Here is a 16,278-nt window from a genome sequence, read left to right as displayed (position 1 = left end):
CCTAGCGTCGATGCCATGAAGGTGATCGAAGTGAGGAACCTGCGCAAGCAGTATCCGAACCACCTCGCGGTGGACGACGTGTCTTTCGAGGTCGCCGAGGGCGAGATCTTCGGCATCCTCGGCCCCAACGGCGCCGGCAAGACCACGACCGTGGAGTGCGTGGCGGGCATGCGCCCGGCGGACGGCGGCACCGTGCGCGTGGCGGGCCTGGACCCGCGGCGCGACCGCGACGAGCTGCGCCAGGTGCTCGGCATGCAGCTGCAGAGCGCCGCGCTGCCGGAGAAGATCAAGGTGTGGGAGGCCATGGACCTGTACGCCTCCTTCTACCCCGACCCGGCCGACTGGCGGGAACTGCTCGAACACGTCGGCCTGGCGCACAAGCGGGACGCCGCCTTCAAGAGCCTCTCCGGCGGCCAGCGGCAGCGGCTGTCGGTCGCGCTGGCGCTGGTGGGCCGGCCGCGGGTGGCGGTGCTCGACGAGCTGACCACCGGCCTCGACCCGCAGGCCCGCCGGGACACCTGGGAGCTGATCGAGCAGGTGCGCGACTCGGGCGTGACGATCGTGCTGGTCACCCACTTCATGGAGGAGGCCGAGCGGCTGTGCGACCGGCTCGCGCTCATCGACGCGGGCAAGGTGGTGGCCACCGACACGCCCATGGGGCTGATCGCCCAGGTGGGGGCCGAGCAGCACGTACGGTTCCGCCCCTCCGGCCCGCTGGACGACGCCGTGCTGCTGGCGCTGCCGGAGGTGCGCGAGGTGGTCCGGCACGGCGGGCAGGTCTCGGTGTCCGGCACCGGCAACCTGGCCCACGTGGTCACGCTGGCCCTGGCGCAGCACCAGATCATCCCCGCCGACCTGCGCATCGAGCAGGCGACCCTGGACGACGCGTTCCTCGCGCTCACCGGAAGGAAGTTGTCATGACGAAGATCCTGCTCGTGGAGGCCAAGCTGCACCTGCGCGACTGGCCGTTCATGATCTTCACCATCGGGCTGCCGGTCGGTCTGCTGCTGGTGCTGGGGCTCAGCGTGCCGGACATGACCAAGCCCGACGCCTCCGGGCTGCGGTCGGTGGACGCGCACATGCCGGCCATGATGACCCTGCTCGCGCTGCTGACGCTGGCCTGCAGCGTGCTGCCTACCGTGCTGGCCGGTTACCGGGAGCAGGGCGTGCTCAGGCGCATGTCCACCACGCCGGTGCATCCCGGACGGCTGCTGACCGTCCAGCTGCTGATCAACCTGACCGTCGGTGCCGTGTCCACGGTCGTGCTGATCGTGGCCGGGATGGCGGCGTTCGGGACGTCGGCGCCCAGGCAGTGGCTCGGGTTCGTGCTGGTCTTCCTGCTCGGCACCGCCGCGCTGATGGCCATCGGCCTGGTGATCGCGGCGCTGGCGCCCAATGGGAAGGCGGCCTCGGGGATCGGGTCGGCGGTGATGTTCCCGCTCATGTTCGTCGGCGGCATGTGGCTGCCGCGCGAGATGATGCCGGACGCCCTGCGCAAGGTCAGCGACTTCTCCGTGGCCGGGCCGTTCGCCCAGGCGCTCAAGGACACCTGGGCGGGGCAGAGCCCCCAGCTCCTGCACCTGGTGGTGATGGCCGCGGGGCTGGCGGTGTTCGGGGGCCTGGCCGTGCGGCTGTTCCGGTGGGAGTAGGCCGGTCGGGAGTAGGCCGGTTGGGAGTAGGCAGGTGGGAGCAGCGGCGTCAGCGGCGGGCCCAGACCGGGCGGGCGCCGGTGACGTTGGTCATCAGCGAGTAGAGCGAAGAGGAGGAGGCGATGAACAGCCGGTTCCTCTTCAGCCCGCCGAACACCAGGTTCGCGGTGAACTCCGGCAGCCTGAGCCGGCCGATCAGGGTGCCGTCGGGGTCGTGGCAGAGCAGCGCCTTGCCCGCCGCGGCCCAGACCCGGCCCCGGTCGTCGAGGCGCATGCCGTCGAAGTTGTCGGCCTCGGTGCCCTCGGCGAAGACCCGGCCGCCCGACAGCGTGCCGTCCTCGCGCACCTCGAAGACGCGCAGGTGCCTGGCCCTGGTGTCGGCGACGTACAGGAGCTTCTCGTCGAGGGAGAAGGCCAGGCCGTTGGGACGGACGAAGTCGTCGGCCACCACGCGCACCTCGCCGGTCACCGGGTCGGCGCGGTAGACGTGGCAGCCGTCGATCTCCTGCTCGGCCACGACGCCCTCGTAGTTGCTGGTGATGCCGTACGGGGGGTCGGTGAACCAGACGGAGCCGTCGGAGCGCACGACCGCGTCGTTGGGGCTGTTGAGGCGCTTGCCCTGCCAGCAGTCGGCGATGACGGTGATCGAGCCGTCGGGCTCGGTGCGGGTGACGCGGCGGTTGCCCTGCTCGCACGAGATCAACCGGCCCTCGCGGTCGAGGGTGTTGCCGTTGGTGTAGCCGGACGGCTGCCGGAACGGGCCGACGGCGCCGGTCATCTCGTCCCAGCGCAGCATGCGCTCGTTGGGGATGTCGCTCCAGACCAGGAAGCGGCCGGCCGGGAAGTAGACCGGGCCCTCGGCCCAGCGGGTGCCCGTGTGGAGACGTTCGATCCGGTCGTCGCCGCCGATCGTGGCGAAGCGCTCGTCCAGAACCTCGAACTCGGTGGGGATCGTGTCCATGGCGGCCACCATACGGCATTCGACCAACTACGCATTTCACCGGATAGCATTCGGTTGTGGATGAGATCGACAGGACATTGATCGGCCTTCTACTGGAGGACGCGACGCAGTCGTACGCCGCGCTCGGCAAGGCGGTGGGGCTGTCCAGCGGGGCCGCGCACGAACGCGTACGCAAGCTGCGCGAGCGCGGCGTGATCAGGCGCACCACGATCGAGGTGGACCAGGACGCCCTCGGCCGCACGGTGACCGCCTACGTGCTGGTGGACGGCGCGAGCTGGATGGGCGACAGCGCCGGCCTGCTGGCGGAGATCCCCGCCGTCGAGGAGGCCCACGTCATCGCCGGGCCCGCGTCGCTGCTGCTGAAGGTGCGCACGTCCAGCACCAAGGAGCTCCAGGACGTCCTGCGCCAGATCTTCGAGGTGGACGGCGTGACCGGCACCCAGACGGTCGTCGTGCTGGAGACGTTCTTCGAACGGACCCTCAAGTAAACTTCAGGTATGGTCGCCTGGAACAGCAAAGAACTGACGGTCGGGCAGCTCGCCGAGCGCAGCGGCGTGGCCGTCTCCGCGCTGCACTTCTACGAGACCAAGGGGCTCATCGCCAGCCGCCGCACGGCCGGCAACCAGCGCCGCTACCACCGCGACACGCTGCGCAGGGTCGCCTTCATCCGGCTCTCGCAACGCCTCGGCATCCCCCTCGCGACCATCAAGGACGCGCTGTCCGAGCTGCCCGACGGCCGCACCCCCAACCGGGAGGACTGGGCCAGGCTGTCGGCCGCCTGGCGCGGCGAGCTCGACGACCGCATCGAACAGCTTCAGCGGCTGCGCGACGACCTGACCGACTGCATCGGCTGCGGCTGCCTGTCACTCGACCGGTGCCCGGTGGCCAACCCCCACGACCGGCTCGGCGAGGAAGGGCCGGGCGCCCGTCGCATGGACACCCGGCTGTCCCCGCCCAAGGTCTGCTGCGTCAGCCCTTCGGCTGCGCAACCGGCGGAACGATGAGCGTCGGCCGGCGGGCATGGTGCAGCACATGGTTGGACACGCTGCCGAGCAGCACCGACCTGACCCCCGCCAGGCCCCGCGAACCGGTCACGATGAGCGAGGCGTCCAGCTCGTCGGCCACGTCGACGATCGTCTTCCAGATCGACTCGTTGTCGGCGACCGCGCGACAGGTCACCTCGGGCAGACCGGCGGCGGTGGCCAGCTCGGCGCCTTCCTTGGCGTAGTACTCGGCCTGGGCCTGCCCCTCGGTCTCGGTCTCGGGGGAGATCGCCCCCGCCGCCAGCGGGTGCTTCCTGAGCTGCACGAGCAGCGGCTCCCACACGGTGACGACGACGGCCGGCTGGGCGGCCAGGTGCTTGGCGGCGAACTCGATGGCGCTGCGCGAGTCGGCCGAGCCGTCGTAGGCGATCAGGATGGTCATGGCGTTCTCCCCTTTGCTTCAGTCATCGGGTAAAGCGCCCCGATGATCGATCGCCATCCCTTCCGTGCTGTCTGGTTTGTCACACCTTGATCGGGGTTTTGCTGGTTCAGTGCTGGGCCATGTCCACGAACCGGCTGTAGTGACCCTGGAAGGCCACGGTCACCGTGGCGGTGGGGCCGTTACGGTGCTTGGCCACGATCAGGTCGGCCTCGCCGGCCCGGGGCGACTCCCGCTCGTAGGCGTCCTCACGATGCAACAGGATGACCATGTCGGCGTCCTGTTCGATGGATCCCGATTCGCGAAGGTCGCTGACCGCCGGGCGCTTGTCCGTGCGCTGCTCCGGACCTCGGTTGAGCTGGGAGATGGCGATGACCGGCACCTCCAGCTCCTTGGCCAGCAGCTTGATCGCACGGGAGATCTCCGAGACCTCGTTCTGGCGGCTCTCGGTCTTCTTCGGCGAGCTCATGAGCTGGAGGTAGTCGATGACCACGAACCGCAGGTCGTTGCGCTGTTTGAGGCGCCGGCACTTGGCCCGGATCTCCATCATCGACATGTTGGGCGAGTCGTCGATGAACAGCGGCGCCTCGGCCACCTCGCTCATCCGGCGCGCCAGGCGGGTCCAGTCGTCGTCGCCCATCATGCCCGAGCGCATGGCGTGCAGGGCCACCCTGGCCTCCGCGGACAGCAGACGCATGGTGATCTCGTTGCGGGACATCTCCAGCGAGAAGATGACAGTGGTCATTCCATGCTTGATCGCCGCAGAACGGGCGAAGTCGAGGCCCAACGTGCTGTTGTGGGTGGGAATGCAGGCCCGGCCGGCCAGGTACATGTGATCCGCGTTGTCGACCTCGACGCAGCGCACCGGACGGCTGTCGATCTTCCGCACATCGACGATGTAGCGGACCAGAGTCTTGGGATGGGTGGCGTCCACCTGCCTGGCCGCCTTCCTCGGCAGCCGGAAGAGCTTGTCGGAGGTCGTGAAATTGATCATGTAGCAGGTCGAGCTCTCCTCGGACCTGCCTCTGACCGGCTTGGTACGCATGGTCGCCTTGTAGCCGAGGCTCAGCACCAGCTCGTGCACGTCGGCGGCGAGACTCTTACTGGTGACGGCGAACTGGATCTGCCCCGCGGCGCTGACGTAACCGTCAGAGTCGAGCAGTCCGGCCAGCAGGGCTCGTCGCTGCCCCTCGGAGGCCCGCAGGTAGCTCGCGGGGATGTGCTTGTCCCCGAGAACGCCCAGAGTACGAAGGATGCCCTGGACGGTGCCGTGTTCGAAATGGCAGGCCTGACACCGCCGCAGCCCGCTTGAACGGCCGCCGCAGTCGGGACACGTGGGCTCGGCCACCGGCTCGGAGAGCGAACGGGCCCTCGCTCCGCAGCTCCTACCACAGGTGCGGACCTGCGAGGTCTTGGGCACGAACCCGGCCCCGCACACCACGCATGTCCGCCAGGACGGCGGCGGCTCCGGAAGGGTCAGCTGGTAGGAGATCGAGGAGCCCACGCGGGTGACCCGGACGCCCTCGGCTTCGATGTTCTCGATGATCTCCGGGTCCATGGTCGAGAACCGCGCGGCCGCGCTGTGGCCGTCGCCCAGCCACACGCCGAGCACGTACGGGGACAGCGGAAGCTCCCGCTCCTCCAGCGCGAACGGCGCGGCCACCGCCACTGCGTGGTTGGGCCGCCGGTCGGCGGTTGCGCAGCGGAGGGTGGCGGCGATCTCCTCCGTCGTCACGACCTGCTGGTGCTCCGCGGTGGTGGCGGCGTTCTTCGGCGTGGTGATCCGCGTGTGCAGAGCGCTGTAGAGCTCGCCCGCCCGATAGGCGGGGGCGTGCCAGGAGTAGCTCCTGATCGGGCCGCCCACAGCGGTGAGAACCTTCTCCATGGGGCCCACCTGACGCTGGACGGTGTGGAGGACATTGCGGAACTCCTCCCCCACGGTCTCAAGGGCCTCGCGATGCGTCACCAGCCTGTCCGGATGCCCGGACGCCGCGTCGCGGGCCTCTTCGACCCGCCGGACCGCCTCCGCCGTCCAGTGGAGGGACGGCAGCGTGCCGGCCGCCTTCCTGGCGGCGCGCGTGGACGTACGCCACTGGTGCTGGGCGTCCGCGACGATCACCGTGCCGTCGCTGAACTCCACCTCGTAACACGGCCTGCCGTGCATCACGTCGGTCGCCGCGACCACCCTGGTCGGCCTGCCGTCGGCTCCGATCAGCTCGTCGCCGACCTCGACCTCGCCCATCGTCGTCCAGCCGGTCGGCGTGGGCAGCGGGGTGTCCAGGGCCAGCGCCTTGCCGATGGCCGGGCGGGCGGCCACGACGATCATCTGGCCCGGGTGGAGGCCGTTGGTGAGCTGGTCGAGGTCCTGGAAGCCGGTCGGGACGCCGACCATCTGGCCGCCGCGGCTGCCGATGGCCTCCAGCTCGTCGAGGGCGCCCGGCATGATGTCGGCCAGCGGCGCGTAGTCCTCCGACGTGCGGCGCTCGGTGACCTTGTAGATCTCCGCCTGGGCGCGGTCGACGAGGTCGTCGACCTCCTCGTTCTGGCCGCCGTAGCCGAAGGAGACGATGCGGGTGCCGGCCTCGATGAGACGGCGCAGGATCGCCTGCTCGCGCACGATCTTGGCGTAGTAGCCGGCGTTGGCGGCCGTGGGGACGACCGCCGTGAGCGTGTGCAGGTAGGCGGCACCGCCCACCCGGGCCATCTCGCCGCGTTTCTGCAGCTCGTCGAAGACCGTGACGGCGTCGGCGGGCTCGCCGCGGCCGTAGAGGTCGGTGATGACGTCGTAGACCATCTGGTGGGCGGGACGGTAGAAGTCGTCGGATCGCAGGATCTCGACGACGTCGGCGATGGCGTCCTTGGACAGCAGCATGCCGCCGAGCACCGACTGCTCGGCCTCGATGTTGTGCGGCGGGGTGCGCTCGAAACCGGGGCCTCCGCCGCCCTCTTCGTCAATGCTCACCGCGCCCCCTCGAACAACCTCGCAGGCGGTCGCACCACCCCCACTTGTAGCCGACCGGTGTGACAGTTTCGCTCGTTCGGCGCGTGAGGGCAACGCGGCCTGTGGACAACGCTGTGGGTGAGCTGTGCACTATCGCGCTCAGGGTGTGAAAGCTCTGTGGACGAGCCTGGGGATAACTCTTTCGGATATGCACCGATCAACGTCTGACCTGGGCAAACAGTGTCCACCGACTGTGGAGGAAAGAAAGTTGGCCCGACACGCCGTGTAATGGCCATAATGGACAAATGCCCATTACACCCCGGGACCGGGAGATTCTGCGGCTCGCGCTGCCGGCGTTCGGCGCGCTGGTCGCCGAGCCGCTCTTCCTGCTCGCCGACTACGCCATCGTCGGCCACGGCCTCGGCACCACGGCCGTGGGCGCGCTGGGCGTGGCGGGGGCCGTCCTGGCGACGCTGGTGAACCTCTGCGTCTTCCTGGCGTACGGCACGACGGCGTCCGTGGCGCGGCAGAGCGGCGCCGGCAACCACGCGCGGGCCATGCGCAACGGCGTGGACGGCATCTGGCTCGCCCTGGCGATCGGCGCCGTGCTCATCGCCCTGGGCTGGCCGCTCGCGCCGGCCATGGTGGACCTGTTCGGAGCCGGTCCCGACCAGGCGGCGCTGGCCGTGACGTACCTGCGGATCAGCCTGCTCGGCGCGCCCGGCATGCTGGTCGTGCTGGCGGGCACCGGGGTGCTGCGCGGCCTTCAGGACACCGTCACGCCGCTGGTGGTGGCCGTGGGCTCGTTCGCGCTGAACGCGGCGCTGAACGCCTGGTTCGTGCTCGGGCTGCATTGGGGCATCGCCGGGTCCGCCTGGGGCACCACGCTGGCCCAGACGCTCGGTGCGGCCGTCTACCTGGTCGTGGTGGTCCGGGGCGCGCGACGGCTCGGCACGCCGCTCATGCCCGACCTGGCGGGCGTCCGGCAGGCCGGCACGGCCGGTCTGGCCCTGCTCATCCGTACGGTGTGCCTGCGGATCGTGCTCATCGTGGGCACGGTGGTCGCCACCAGGATGGGCCAGGCCGAACTGGCCGCGTACGCCATCGCCGGCCAGGTGTGGAACCTGATGGCCTTCGCCCTGGACGCGATCGCGATCGCCGGCCAGGCCATCACCGGACGCTCGCTGGGCGCCGGGGACACGGTCGCCACCAGGGCCGCGACCAGGCGGATGATGCAGTGGGGCCTGTGGTCGGGCCTGGCGCTCGGCGTGGTGGTCGTGGCGGCCAGGCCGCTGCTGCCCGGCCTGTTCGGCGCCGACCCGGCCGTGACCGCCCAGCTGCTGGCCGTGTTGTGGCCGGTCGCGCTGTTCCAGCCGATCTGCGGGGTGGTGTTCGTGCTCGACGGCGTGCTGATCGGCGCGGGCGACCAGCGCTACCTGGCCTGGGCCGGGGTGTGGACGACGCTGGCGTACCTGCCGGCGGCGTTCCTGGCCGCCGGGTTCGGCGTGGTCGCGCTCTGGTGCGCGCTCGGGGTGTGGATGATCGCCCGGTTGATCACCCTCGGGCGGCGCGCGGCCGGCACGGCGTGGCTGGTGACCGGCGCGTAGCCGATCCGACCAGTCGCGTTACCGCGCCGGCCGCCCGGACGCCGGTTCACCGTAATCGTCCTGTGCTTGCCGTTGTCCAAGTGGTGAGACAGAGTGGGCGAGTTCCCTGAGCGGGGTGTTCCGTGTCCACGATTCTTCGACGACTGCCACCGTCAGAGGCGACCGGGTTACGCACCGGCGCCCGGCACAGCCTGTCCGAGGTCTACCGCCCGGCCGACCTCGTCGTTCTCGGTCTCGGTGTGATCATCGGCGCCGGCATCTTCAGCATCGCCGGCGAGCAGGCCCACACCATGGCCGGTCCCGGCGTGATCCTCTCGTTCATGATCGCCGGTATCGCGTGCCTGCTGGCCTGCCTGTGCTACGCCGAGCTGTCGTCCACGATGCCGACGTCGGGCAGCGCCTACACCTTCACGTACGTCATCTTCGGCGAGGTCTGGGCCTGGATCATCGGCTGGGCGCTGATCCTGGAGCTGCAGTTCGCCGCCGCGGTGGTGGCCAGGGCGTGGGCGTCCATCGCGGTCAAGGCGGTCGACGACTTCGGCGTGCGGGTGCCGCAGGGCGTGGACGACGTGCTCGTCCTGGTCATCCTGGTGCTGCTCACGGGCATCGTGGCGCTCGGCGCGCGGGTGGGGCTCCGGGCGCTGTGGGTCATGGTGTCGGCCAAGCTGCTGGCCATCGGGGCGGTCATCGTCGTGGGCGTGACCCACATCGACGTGGCCAACTACGGCGACTTCTACGTCGAGCCCAAGGCCCTGCCGGTCCGCCCGCAGACCGTCATCGAGCTCTTCGCCGGGCACGGCATGGCCTTCGGCTGGTTCGGCGTCTTCGCCGCGGCCTCGGCGATCGCGTTCGCCTACATCGGCTTCGACATCGTCGCGACCTCGGCCGAGGAGAGCGTCAACGCGCCGAAGTCCGTGCCCAAGGGCATGATCCGGAGCCTGGTGATCGCCACGGTCATCTATCTGGCGGTCGCACTGGTCATGGTGGGCATGGTGTCGTACACGAAGATCAGCGGGGACGCGCCGCTGTCCAGCGCGTTCCGTGCCGCGGGCGTGGACTGGATGGTGCACGTCATCGACGCGGGGGCGGTGCTCGGGCTGACCACCGTGATCCTGGTGCTGATCGTGGGTCAGACGCGGGTGCTGTTCTCGATGGCCCGCGACGGGCTGATCCCGCGCGGCCTGGCCACGGTCAGCCGCAAGTACCACACCCCGTCGCGGGTGACGCTGGTGATCGGGTTCGTCGCGATCGTGCTGGCCGAGTTCGTCCCGGTGCTCACCATGCAGGAACTGGTCGTCATCGGGACGCTGTTCGCGTTCCTGTTCGTGGCGGCGGGCGTGATCGTGATGCGGCGGCGCATGCCGCACCTGGAACGCGGCTTCCGCGTGCCGCTCTCGCCGCTGCTGCCCGCGCTGTCGCTGGTCGCCACGCTGTGGCTGATGCTCAACCTGCGCCTGCTCACCTGGGCGTGGTTCGTCCTGTGGATGGCCTTCGGGCTGCTGGTCTACCTGCTGTACGGCCGCCGCAACAGCCTGCTCGCCGGCCCGCGGGAGGCCCCGGCCGAAGCCGCCCGGGGCCGCCACCGCCGCTAGAGGCGTCCGGATTCGAGCACGCTGCGCAGGAACTCCCTGGTCCGCGGCTGCTCCGGCGAGGCGAAGATCTTCTCCGGCGGGCCCTTCTCCACCAGCACCCCGCCGTCGAGGAAGCACACGGTGTCGGAGATGTCGCGGCAGAAGCCCATCTCGTGGGTCGTGAGGATCATCGTCATCCCCGACTCCTTGAGCTCCCTGACGATCCCCAGCACCTCCACCACCAGTTGCGGGTCGAGCGCCGAGGTAACCTCGTCCAGCAGCATCAGCCTGGGCTGCATGGCCAGCGCCCTGATGACCGCCACCCGCTGCTGCTGCCCGCCCGAGAGCTGGTCGGGGTACGCGCCGGCCTTGGCCGCCAGCCCGAACCTGGTCAGCAGCTCGTGCGCCTGCTCCTCGGCCTGTTCCCTGGACGTCCTGAGCACCCGCCTGGGCGCGAGCGTGATGTTGTCCAGCACGCTCATGTGCGGGAACAGGTTGAACGCCTGGAAGACGATGCCGAGCCGCTTGCGCACGTCGTCGACGTCCACGCGGGGGTCGGTGATCTCCTGGCCGTCGAGGTGGATGGCGCCGTCGTCGACGGTCTCCAGCAGGTTCACGCAGCGCAGGAGCGTGGACTTGCCCGACCCGGACGCGCCGATCAGGCTGACGACCTCGTGCGGCTGCACCTCAAGGTCGATCCCGCGCAGCACGCTGTGGCCGTGGAAGTTCTTCCACACCCCTTCGATGGTCAGCAGGCTCATGCGCCACGCCTCCTGCGCGTACGGGCGGCCAGATGGTCGGTGAACCTGGCCATCGGGATCGTGAGCAGGATGAACACCAGCGAGGCGACCAGGTAGGGGGTGTAGTTGAACTTGCTGAGGGCGATGATCTGGGCCTGCCTGAGCGCCTCCAGCGGCCCGATGGTGGCCACCAGCGCGGTGTCCTTCTGCAGCGAGACGAAGTCGTTGAGCAGCGGCGGCACGACCCGGCGGGTGGCCTGCGGAAGAACCACGAACCGCATGGCCTTGACGTGGCTCAGCCCCAGCGAGCGGGCCGCGGCGATCTGGCTCGGATGCACCGACTCGATGCCGGAGCGGAACACCTCGGCCACGTACGCGCCGTACGACAGCGTCAGCGCGATCACGCCCAGCGTCGCCAGGTCGGTCGGGATGCCCTGCAACCGCAGCGCGGGCAGCCCGAACCCGACGAGGAAGATGACCAGGAGCGTCGGCACGCCGCGGAAGACGTCGGTGTAGAGCGTGGCCAGGGCCCTGATCGGGAAGAACGCGGGCGCGGTGATGCCCCTGGCCAGCGCCACCAGCAGCCCGACGATCAGGATCAGCGGCTCGGCGATCAGAAATATCTTGATGTTGAGCAGGAACCCTTCGAGCACCTTGGGCAACGCGGCGACGAACCACTCGGGCGAGAAGAACGACTCCCGAACCCGGGGCCAGCCGGGCGAGTTCGTGGCCAGGACGGCGACCAGGACGATGAACACGATCGTCGAGGCCGTCGCGATCGAGGCCGAGCGGCGCGCCCGCGACCTGCGGACGCGCTCGCGCTCAAGCTGCCGTTGCGAGGGGACGTGCTCGCTCACGGGCTTACCGGTCGGGCTCACGACAGTTCGGGCGCGCCCGCCGCCGAGCCCAGCCACTCCTGCTCGATCTTGGCCAGCTCACCCTTCGACTTCAGCGAGTCGACGGCCTTGTCGACGCAGGGCTTGAGCGCGCTGCCCTTCTCCATGACCAGGCCGAACTCCTCCGGCGTGCCGCCGGTCGAGCTGAACTGGCCGACGATCTTGGAGTTCTCCACCTGGGCGGCCGTCACGTAGAACGCGGTGGGCAGGTCGACGACGATCGCGTCCACCTGCTTGTTCTTCAGCGCGTTCACGGCGTCGACCTGGTCGTTGTAGACGTTGGGCTCGGCGGACGGCTTGACGACGTCGTTGACGCCGGCCAGCGACGTCGTGCCCACCTGGACGCCGAACTTGGCGTCCTTGAGCTCGGCCACGGTCTTGGCCTCGGCGTACTTGCTGCCCTTGATCGCCACGACGGCCTGCTTGACCGTGTAGTAGCCCTTGCTGAAGTCGACCGCCTTGGCGCGGTCGGGGTTGATCGAGACCTGGTTGACGTCGAAGTCGAACTGCTTGGCCCCGGGCGCGAACGCCGAGTCGAACTTGACCGTGCTCCACTCCACCTCGGTCCGGTCGAAGCCGAGCTCACCGGCCACCGCGAACGCCACCGCGCTCTCGAACCCCTGGCCGTTGCTCGGGTCGTCGTCCTTGAACCACGGTTCGTAGGCCGGCTTGTCGGTGCCGACGGTCAGCTTGCCGCCGTTGACGAGCTTGAGCTGGTCCTTGGCGCAGGCGTCGGCCGCCGCTGAGCCGGTCGCCGCGGAACCGGTCGTCGTGGCGGCCGGTTGGTCTGCCGGGGCACATGCGACGGCCCCTACCGCGAGCACACCGATCGCGAGCAGCATCGTGGAACGGGCCATGGCAGAGCCTCCAGGGGGAAACACACACAAAGAACGCAGGCATTCTACGCGTCCTCAATAGGAAATAAGTGCGCAGGTCACCAGGCCGGCCGGTCCCACGGGGGAACGCGCCACCGTGGCGGCCGGTCCCGGACCGGCGCACGTCGCGGCGGCACGACCGGTGCAGGCCCACCAGCCGTTCACCCCGCCCGCTAACCCCGCCCGTTCACACCGCCCGTTCACCCTGGCCGTTCACCCTGGCCCCGGAACGTGAAAAAGCCCCCCTCCTGGCGGAGAGGGGCTTGATCAGCGTTCGTCAGCCGGCCACGACGTCGACGTCGACGGACGCCGACACCTCGGGGTGGAGCTTGACGGTGATCTTGTGCGACCCGACGCTCTTGATCGGGTTGCGGATCTCGATGCGACGGCGGTCGAGGATCGGGCCGCCGGCCGCCTTGACGGCGTCGGCGATGTCGCCCGTGGTGATCGAGCCGAACAGCCGGCCCGACTCGCCCGCGCGGGTGGACAGCCGCACGCGCAGGGCGCCGAGCTGGCCGGCGACCTCCTTGGCGGTGCCGAGGTCGCGGATCTCGCGAGCGTCGCGAGCCTTCTTGATGGTCTCGATCTGGCGCTCGGCGCCACGCGTCCAGCGCATGGCGTAGCCGCGCGGGATGAGGTAGTTACGGCCGTAGCCGTCCTTGACCTCGACGACGTCGCCAGGGGCGCCGAGGCCGGAGACCTCGTTGGTGAGGATGAGCTTCATGTCGACAGACCTCCTTAGCGCGCGGTGCTCGTGTAAGGCAGCAGAGCCACCTCACGGGCGTTCTTGATCGCGGTCGCCACGTCGCGCTGGTGCTGGGTGCAGTTGCCCGTCACCCGGCGCGCACGGATCTTGCCGCGGTCGGAGATGAACTTCCGCAGCAGCGCCGTGTCCTTGTAGTCGACGTATGAGATCTTGTCGTGGCAGAACAGGCAAACCTTCTTCTTGGGCTTGCGCAGTGCCGGCTTAGCCATCGTGGTGCTCCTCTCAGAGCCCCGCTTTTCGGGCGGGAATGGACTCGGGCTTGTGGACAGATGTTAGAAAGGCGGTTCGTCGCTGAAGTCGTTGCCGCCGCCGAAGCCGCCGCCCTGGTTGCCGCCACCGCCGCCGCCGAAGCCGCCGCCACCGCCCTGGTAGCCGCCGCCCTGGGGCGGGGCGGGCGAGGCAGAGGCCCACGGATCGTCGGCGGGACCGCCGCCGAAGCCGCCGCCACCGCCGCCACCCTGGCGGGTGGTGCGGTTGACCTTGGCCGTGGCGTTGCGCAGGGACGGGCCGACCTCGTCGACCTCGACCTCATAGACCGTGCGCTTCTCGCCTTCCTTGGTCTCGTAAGACCGTTGCTTGAGCCGCCCCTGCACGATGACCCGCATGCCGCGCTGGAGGCTCTCGGCGGCGTTCTCCGCCGCCTGCCGCCACACGTTGCAGGTCAGGAAGAGGCTTTCGCCATCCTTCCACTCGTTGGTCTGGCGATCCATGAACCGCGGAGTGGACGCGATGCGGAATCGAGCCACCGCTTGACCCGTCGGGGTGAAGCGCAGCTCCGGGTCGTCGACAAGGTTGCCGACGATGGTGATTACGGTGTCGCCTGCTGCCATGGCTAGCGCTCGCCTTCCTGCACGCCTTCGCTTGGGTTACGGCTCAGAGTACGGGTGCTCTCCGACAAAAAGCCGGTGGTCGTCAACAAGAAACCCGCTCGTTGAGCCGCCTCCCGGAGGGACGGCCCGCTTCGCGGCTTTCCTGATGGCTAGTGCACGTCCGGGCGCAGGACCTTGGTGCGCAGGATGCCCTCGTTGAGGTTCATCTGGCGGTCGAGCTCCTTGACCGTCGCGGGCTCCGCGGACAGGTCGATGACGGCGTAGATGCCTTCCGACTTCTTGTCGATGTCGTAGGCGAGACGGCGACGGCCCCAGACGTCGACCTTCTCCACGGTGCCGCCGTCGTTGCGGACCACGGTGAGGAACTGGTCGAGGGACGGCGCGACAGTGCGCTCATCGAGCGAAGGGTCCAGAATGACCATTACTTCGTAACGACGCATGCGGGACTCCAACCTCCTCTGGACTTTTGCGGTCACGACACTCTGCCGTGACAGGAGGACGCTGACGTCAGGCCGCGGCGCCCCATTTCGGCGCCCCGGGGCGATGGGTCACCCATCACAACGCAGCGCTGCCCAGGTTACCAGCCACGAGTAGGTGGGAAGGCCTGTAGGAAACCAAGGGGGTGGCGGCTGTGCCACATGTGCTTCATCCCTCGGAGAGGGAGCGGTTCAGGCTCACGCTCAACACCGACGGACGCTCTCACCCGGTGGAGAACGGCCTGGCGATCGGGACACTGGTGTGCGGGCTCGTGGCGTTCGTCGCCGCGTTCTTCCCCGCCGCCCACGTGATCTCGTCCTGGATCGGCACGCTCGGTTTCGGGACCGGGCTCTACTCGCAGTACATCTCGGTGACCACGCCGCAGCGTTCGGTCAACATCGTCGGCCTGGTGGCCTCGTTCGTGGGGGCCGTGCTCGGCATCGCCCACGGCGGCTTCCTGCCGCATCCTTGACGGGCCTTGCGCCCGGCCGACGGCCCCGGTGACGCCGGGGCCGTCGGGGATATGTGACTCACCTGCCGATGTGCAGGTCGATGCCGAGCAGCACCAGGAACCAGAGGAACACCGCGAGCAGCGCCTCGGCGACGTCCCGGAGGAGACCCGGGGTGATGTAGTCGTAGATCCAGGCGACGTAGATCCCGACGATCACGTAGACCAATAAGATCAGCGCCCGCAGCCGCCAGCGTGTCATGTGCGCTCTCCTCGGGGGTAGGGGGTGCCGGGCGTCTTCCCGGAGGCGGTTCCGCCAAACGGATAAGCTCCTTGACATGGTGCGTATCGGAGCTCACGTCGACCAGGACGATCCCGCCGCTCACGCCGAACGGATCGGGGCGGAGGTCGTGCAGTTCTTCCTCGGCGACCCGCAGGGCTACGCCAAGCCGGTGCTGCCGGACAAGCCGGTCGAGGGCGTCGACGTCTACATCCACGCCCCCTACCTGATCAACGTCGCCACGACGAACAACCGCATCAGGATCCCCAGCCGCAAGCTGCTCGAACAGCACCTCAAGGCGGCCGCGGGGCTCGGCGCCAAGGGCCTGGTCGTGCACGGCGGCCACGTCAACAAGAGCGACGACCCGCAGGTGGGCTTCGACAACTGGCGCAAGGTGTTCGAGCGCATGGAGTGCCCGATCCCCGTGCTCATCGAGAACACCGCGGGCGGCGGCAACGCCATGGCCCGCAAGCTGGAGCGCATCGCCCGTCTGTGGGACGCGCTCGACGGCTTCGACGTGGGCTTCTGCCTCGACACCTGTCACGCGCACGCGGGCGGCGAGGAACTGGTCGACCTGGTCGAGCGGGTCAAGGCGATCACCGGCCGCATCGACCTCGTCCACTGCAACGACTCGCGCGACGACTTCGACTCCGGCGCCGACCGGCACGCCAACCTGGGCCAGGGGAAGATCGACCCGGAGCTGATCCTGGCGGTCTGCCGCGCGGCGGGCGCCCCGGTCGTGGTGGAGACGCCGGGCGAGGGCCAGGCCGACGACATCGCGTTCCTGCGCAAGAACCTCTGAACGTCTCCCGACC

Annotated in this window: 19 protein-coding genes; 8 read left to right on the top strand and 11 right to left on the bottom strand. The window is 69.3% G+C overall.

Annotated elements, in window-relative coordinates; all coding sequences use genetic code 11:
* The first annotated feature begins 15 nt into the window (after positions 1-15).
* Both ACIBQ8_RS26780 and ACIBQ8_RS26775 read left to right on the top strand, forming a co-directional pair.
* The gene (locus ACIBQ8_RS26780; protein WP_397193255.1) at positions 16-921 is read left to right on the top strand and encodes an ABC transporter ATP-binding protein; all 906 of its coding nucleotides are present in this window, start codon (positions 16-18) and stop codon (positions 919-921) included.
* Complete coding sequence (locus ACIBQ8_RS26775; RefSeq protein WP_352318465.1) at positions 918-1,649, top strand: ABC transporter permease; 732 nt, start codon at positions 918-920, stop codon at positions 1,647-1,649. The genes ACIBQ8_RS26780 and ACIBQ8_RS26775 overlap by 4 nt, the downstream gene beginning before the upstream one ends.
* 49 nt (positions 1,650-1,698) lie before the next feature.
* On the opposite strand, the gene ACIBQ8_RS26770 is transcribed toward ACIBQ8_RS26775, so the two are convergent.
* Positions 1,699-2,610: an SMP-30/gluconolactonase/LRE family protein gene (locus ACIBQ8_RS26770; RefSeq protein WP_397193254.1), complete on the bottom strand. Its 912-nt coding sequence runs from the start codon at positions 2,608-2,610 to the stop codon at positions 1,699-1,701.
* A 56-nt stretch (positions 2,611-2,666) separates the two neighbouring features.
* On the opposite strand from ACIBQ8_RS26770, the gene ACIBQ8_RS26765 reads away from it, so the two are divergent.
* Entirely contained in the window at positions 2,667-3,098 is a 432-nt protein-coding gene (locus ACIBQ8_RS26765) for an Lrp/AsnC family transcriptional regulator (RefSeq protein ID WP_397178746.1), read from the top strand.
* Positions 3,099-3,107: 9 nt separating this feature from the next.
* Positions 3,108-3,614 (top strand): redox-sensitive transcriptional activator SoxR, encoded by a 507-nt coding sequence (gene soxR / locus ACIBQ8_RS26760; RefSeq protein ID WP_397178747.1) that lies wholly within the window; start codon positions 3,108-3,110, stop codon positions 3,612-3,614.
* Here soxR and ACIBQ8_RS26755 read toward each other — a convergent pair.
* A complete protein-coding gene (locus tag ACIBQ8_RS26755) occupies positions 3,580-4,035 on the bottom strand; it encodes a universal stress protein (protein ID WP_397178748.1) in 456 nt (151 codons plus the stop codon). The genes soxR and ACIBQ8_RS26755 overlap by 35 nt on opposite strands.
* Positions 4,036-4,141: 106 nt before the next feature.
* Entirely contained in the window at positions 4,142-6,994 is a 2,853-nt protein-coding gene (dnaB, locus tag ACIBQ8_RS26750) for a replicative DNA helicase (RefSeq protein WP_397178749.1), read from the bottom strand.
* A gap of 284 nt (positions 6,995-7,278) precedes the next feature.
* Between dnaB and ACIBQ8_RS26745 the strand changes: the two genes are divergently transcribed.
* Together ACIBQ8_RS26745 and ACIBQ8_RS26740 are read left to right on the top strand one after the other, a co-directional pair.
* Complete coding sequence (locus ACIBQ8_RS26745) at positions 7,279-8,580, top strand: MATE family efflux transporter (RefSeq protein WP_397178750.1); 1,302 nt, start codon at positions 7,279-7,281, stop codon at positions 8,578-8,580.
* A 122-nt stretch (positions 8,581-8,702) separates the two neighbouring features.
* Positions 8,703-10,172 carry an APC family permease gene (locus ACIBQ8_RS26740; protein WP_397178751.1) on the top strand — a complete coding sequence of 490 codons (1,470 nt, stop codon included), beginning with the start codon at positions 8,703-8,705 and terminating at the stop codon, positions 10,170-10,172.
* On the opposite strand, the gene ACIBQ8_RS26735 is transcribed toward ACIBQ8_RS26740, so the two are convergent.
* From ACIBQ8_RS26735 to rpsF, 7 genes are all read right to left on the bottom strand, one after another.
* Positions 10,169-10,912, bottom strand: coding sequence for an amino acid ABC transporter ATP-binding protein (locus ACIBQ8_RS26735; protein WP_397178752.1), 744 nt, complete (start codon positions 10,910-10,912; stop codon positions 10,169-10,171). The two genes, ACIBQ8_RS26740 and ACIBQ8_RS26735, sit on opposite strands and share 4 nt — an antisense overlap.
* A complete protein-coding gene (locus ACIBQ8_RS26730) occupies positions 10,909-11,748 on the bottom strand; it encodes an amino acid ABC transporter permease (RefSeq protein WP_397193253.1) in 840 nt (279 codons plus the stop codon). The genes ACIBQ8_RS26735 and ACIBQ8_RS26730 overlap by 4 nt, the downstream gene beginning before the upstream one ends.
* Positions 11,749-11,765: 17 nt before the next feature.
* Positions 11,766-12,644, bottom strand: coding sequence for an ABC transporter substrate-binding protein (locus tag ACIBQ8_RS26725; RefSeq protein ID WP_397178754.1), 879 nt, complete (start codon positions 12,642-12,644; stop codon positions 11,766-11,768).
* A gap of 295 nt (positions 12,645-12,939) precedes the next feature.
* On the bottom strand, positions 12,940-13,386 hold the full coding sequence (gene rplI / locus ACIBQ8_RS26720) for a 50S ribosomal protein L9 (protein WP_352322940.1): 447 nt from the start codon (positions 13,384-13,386) through the stop codon (positions 12,940-12,942).
* Positions 13,387-13,400: 14 nt separating this feature from the next.
* Positions 13,401-13,637 carry a 30S ribosomal protein S18 gene (gene rpsR, locus ACIBQ8_RS26715; RefSeq protein WP_020543048.1) on the bottom strand — a complete coding sequence of 79 codons (237 nt, stop codon included), beginning with the start codon at positions 13,635-13,637 and terminating at the stop codon, positions 13,401-13,403.
* Positions 13,638-13,700: 63 nt separating this feature from the next.
* Positions 13,701-14,258, bottom strand: a complete 558-nt coding sequence (locus tag ACIBQ8_RS26710) for a single-stranded DNA-binding protein (protein ID WP_352322941.1) — start codon at positions 14,256-14,258, stop codon at positions 13,701-13,703.
* 149 nt (positions 14,259-14,407) lie between these two features.
* Complete coding sequence (rpsF, locus tag ACIBQ8_RS26705) at positions 14,408-14,698, bottom strand: 30S ribosomal protein S6 (protein ID WP_026214314.1); 291 nt, start codon at positions 14,696-14,698, stop codon at positions 14,408-14,410.
* A gap of 191 nt (positions 14,699-14,889) precedes the next feature.
* Between rpsF and ACIBQ8_RS26700 the strand changes: the two genes are divergently transcribed.
* Positions 14,890-15,207 (top strand): hypothetical protein, encoded by a 318-nt coding sequence (locus ACIBQ8_RS26700; RefSeq protein WP_397178755.1) that lies wholly within the window; start codon positions 14,890-14,892, stop codon positions 15,205-15,207.
* A gap of 58 nt (positions 15,208-15,265) precedes the next feature.
* Here the strand turns inward: ACIBQ8_RS26700 and ACIBQ8_RS26695 are convergent, their stop codons facing one another.
* On the bottom strand, positions 15,266-15,445 hold the full coding sequence (locus tag ACIBQ8_RS26695; protein WP_357973985.1) for a hypothetical protein: 180 nt from the start codon (positions 15,443-15,445) through the stop codon (positions 15,266-15,268).
* Between the two features lie 76 nt (positions 15,446-15,521).
* On the opposite strand from ACIBQ8_RS26695, the gene ACIBQ8_RS26690 reads away from it, so the two are divergent.
* Entirely contained in the window at positions 15,522-16,265 is a 744-nt protein-coding gene (locus ACIBQ8_RS26690; protein ID WP_352362260.1) for a deoxyribonuclease IV, read from the top strand.
* The last annotated feature ends 13 nt before the right edge of the window (positions 16,266-16,278 follow it).

Source organism: Nonomuraea sp. NPDC049646 (genome assembly GCF_044465525.1).
In the GTDB taxonomy this organism is placed as follows: domain Bacteria; phylum Actinomycetota; class Actinomycetes; order Streptosporangiales; family Streptosporangiaceae; genus Nonomuraea.
Note: the sequence above shows the minus strand (reverse complement) of the source record. Positions and strands in the feature narration are given on the sequence as shown.